Source organism: Parafannyhessea umbonata (genome assembly GCF_012844235.1).
Classification (GTDB): domain Bacteria; phylum Actinomycetota; class Coriobacteriia; order Coriobacteriales; family Atopobiaceae; genus Parafannyhessea.
The window spans coordinates 1-2,515 of sequence record NZ_JABAGR010000020.1 but is presented as its reverse complement, the minus strand read 5'-3'; the positions used below and the strand labels follow the sequence as shown (position 1 = coordinate 2,515).

Below are 2,515 nucleotides of genomic sequence, written 5' to 3'. Positions count from 1 at the left end.
TGTGTTTGATAGCCTCCTAATTGCACAAAAAAGCAGAGCGGCTTTTCACTCGTGAGCATGAAAAAGTTTCACAGATAAGCAAGAGGGACACGTCCTGGCACCGCACACATTGCCATGCTCGATTCGCAGGGCCCAACCCACGGATCGAGAGGCAGGAAAGGAAGATGCTGGACATGTCCCAGATAGAGAGGATACGCGACATGCTCGCGGATGGCTATACGCCGACGGAGGTGAAGGAGACCCTCGGAGTGTCGTACCCAACGATCAGGAAGTACGCTCAGGAAGACGACTTCTCGCCCCAAAGGCCCAAGGCCTCGGAGCACCCGAGCAAGCTCGATCCCTACAAGGCCCTCATCGGCGAGATGCTCGAGGAGGACCGCCACTGCTACCACAAGCAGCGCCACACGGCCAAGCGCGTCTTCGAGAGGCTGCGCGCGGAGCATGGCTTTAGTGGCAGCTACTCCACGGTGCAGCGCTACATGAAGGAGATTCGCTCCAAGGGGCCGAGGGGCGAGTCGGTGAGGCTCGGATGGGACCCGGGCACCATGCAGGTCGACTTCGGGCAGGCCGACTTCGATTATGCCTTCGGCGGCGGCAGGGCAAGGATGCACTACCTGCCGATGTCCTTTCCGTACTCCAACCATGAGGTGTGCGAGGTCTTCGCGGACGAGAAGGACGTCTGTGTCTGCCAGGGGCTCAAGGACTGCTTCGAGCGCATCGGGGGCGTTCCCCCCGTCATCGTGCTCGACAACGCCACCGAGGCCGGGAGGAGGTGGCGCGACGTGATCGTGGAGTCCGACCTCTTCCGCCGGCTCAGGCTGCACTACGGCTTCACGGCCCGCTTCTGCAACCCGAACGCCGGCAAGGAGAAGGGAAACGTCGAGGGCAAGGTCGGCTACACCAGGAGGAACTTCTTCGTGCCCGTGCCCGAGGTGGGCGACCTTCAAGACTACAACCGAGGGCTTGCCGAGACGCTTGACGCCCACTCCGAAGAGCAGCTCCACTACGAGAAGGGACTCAGCTGGGCCACCCTCTTCCAGGTCGACAAGGCGCATCTCCTGCCTCTTCCGAAAAAGCCCTTCGACGTCGTCAGGTGGGCGTCGTGCACGACCGACGGCTACGGAAGGATCACCTTGGACGGCTGCCATCGCTATCTGGCGTCGCCCTCGCTCGCATGCGTTTCGCTCACGGTGGGCGTGCGCGCCTTCACGGTGGAGATAGACGCCCCTGACGGGACGCCGCTAAGGACCTACCGCAGGCGCTCCGGCAAGCTCTTCACCTCCGATGAGGACCCGCTGGCACTGCTCGAACCGCTTTCGATGAAGACGCGCGCCTTCATGCAGTCCAGCGTGTGCGCGCTGTTCGACGAGGATGTGAGGGACGCCTTCGGCTCCATGGCGACCGACGAGCTGAAAGGCCAGGTCAAGGTGATCTCTAGGCTCGCACAAGCCTATGGCATGGGGATCACCGCCCAGGCGTTCTCCGAGGCGCTGCGGGCCACCAGCAAGATGCGCCCCGCCGATGTCGAGATGTGCTGCGCCAGGATCCGCGCGCAAGGCACCAGGGCCAAGGCAGCGCGCGAGCTGGGCACCAGGCTCGCCGACTACGACGGCTTCATGCTCAGGGGAGGCGATCGGGATGGCCAGGCTGCCGCAGAAGGTTGATGCGCGCTACGAGAGGCTGAAGTGCGCCGAGCGCGAGGGTGGCTCCATCCTGCTGTCGAAGGCGACGATGCGCTACGTGGCCGAGACGGCCACCGATGGGCAGTTCGCGTTCTTCGAGGATGCGCTCGCAAGGGAGTACGCGCTCAGGCACCAAAGCCGGATAGCGCGGCTCAAGCGGCAGGCGAACTTTCCCTCGCAGAAGGGCTTCGATGGCTTCGAATGGTCGGGAATCGTGTTTCCCCGCGGCTTCACGAGGGACGACATGCTCTCGCTTGCCTTCATCGACGCCCACGAGGACCTGGTGCTCTTCGGAGGATCGGGCAATGGCAAGACCCATACCGCGATAGCCTTGGGGCTGCTCGCCTGCGGCGAGGGCAGAAAAGTCGCGTTCTGGTCGACGGCGGAGCTGGTAAGCGAGCTGAGGCGTGCGAATAGGGAGGGGACGACACAGGACGCGCTCAGGAAGCTCGGCAGGTGCGACCTCATCATTCTGGACGAGTGGGGGTACCTTCCCACCGATCCCGACGGGGCAAGGCTTCTGTTCCGGGTGGTGTCGATGTGCTACGAGCGGATCGCGCTCGTCCTCACCACCAACATCGAGTTCTCCAGATGGGGCGAGATCTTTGCCGACGACGACATGGCCAAGGCGATGATGGACCGCATCGTCCACCACGGCAGGCTCGTCACCTACGACAGGGAGTCGTACAGGGTCAAACACGCACTCATGCGCGGGGAGTTGTAGGAGAAGAAAGGATTGGTGCCAGGGCCACGCTCGTGCGTGAAGAATCTTCACGCTGACGTGTGAAACGAACGGATGCTGTTTTGTGAAACGAGAGGTTGACGAAACACAG

At 62.7% G+C, this 2,515-nt stretch carries 2 protein-coding genes; both read left to right on the top strand.

Going from position 1 to position 2,515, the window contains the following annotated elements:
* The first annotated feature begins 173 nt into the window (after positions 1-173).
* Complete coding sequence (istA, locus tag HF885_RS10225) at positions 174-1,664, top strand: IS21 family transposase (RefSeq protein WP_170104791.1); 1,491 nt, start codon at positions 174-176, stop codon at positions 1,662-1,664.
* Positions 1,639-2,406: an IS21-like element helper ATPase IstB gene (gene istB / locus HF885_RS10220; protein WP_235927416.1), complete on the top strand. Its 768-nt coding sequence runs from the start codon at positions 1,639-1,641 to the stop codon at positions 2,404-2,406. Before istA ends, istB begins: the two co-directional genes overlap by 26 nt.
* The last annotated feature ends 109 nt before the right edge of the window (positions 2,407-2,515 follow it).

Bases quoted from the DNA above. Each gene is read 5' to 3' on its own strand.
- istA (WP_170104791.1), top strand. From the start codon at position 174: ATGTCCCAGATAGAGAGGATACGCGACATGCTCGCGGATGGCTATACG.
- istB (WP_235927416.1), top strand. From the start codon at position 1,639: ATGGCCAGGCTGCCGCAGAAGGTTGATGCGCGCTACGAGAGGCTGAAG.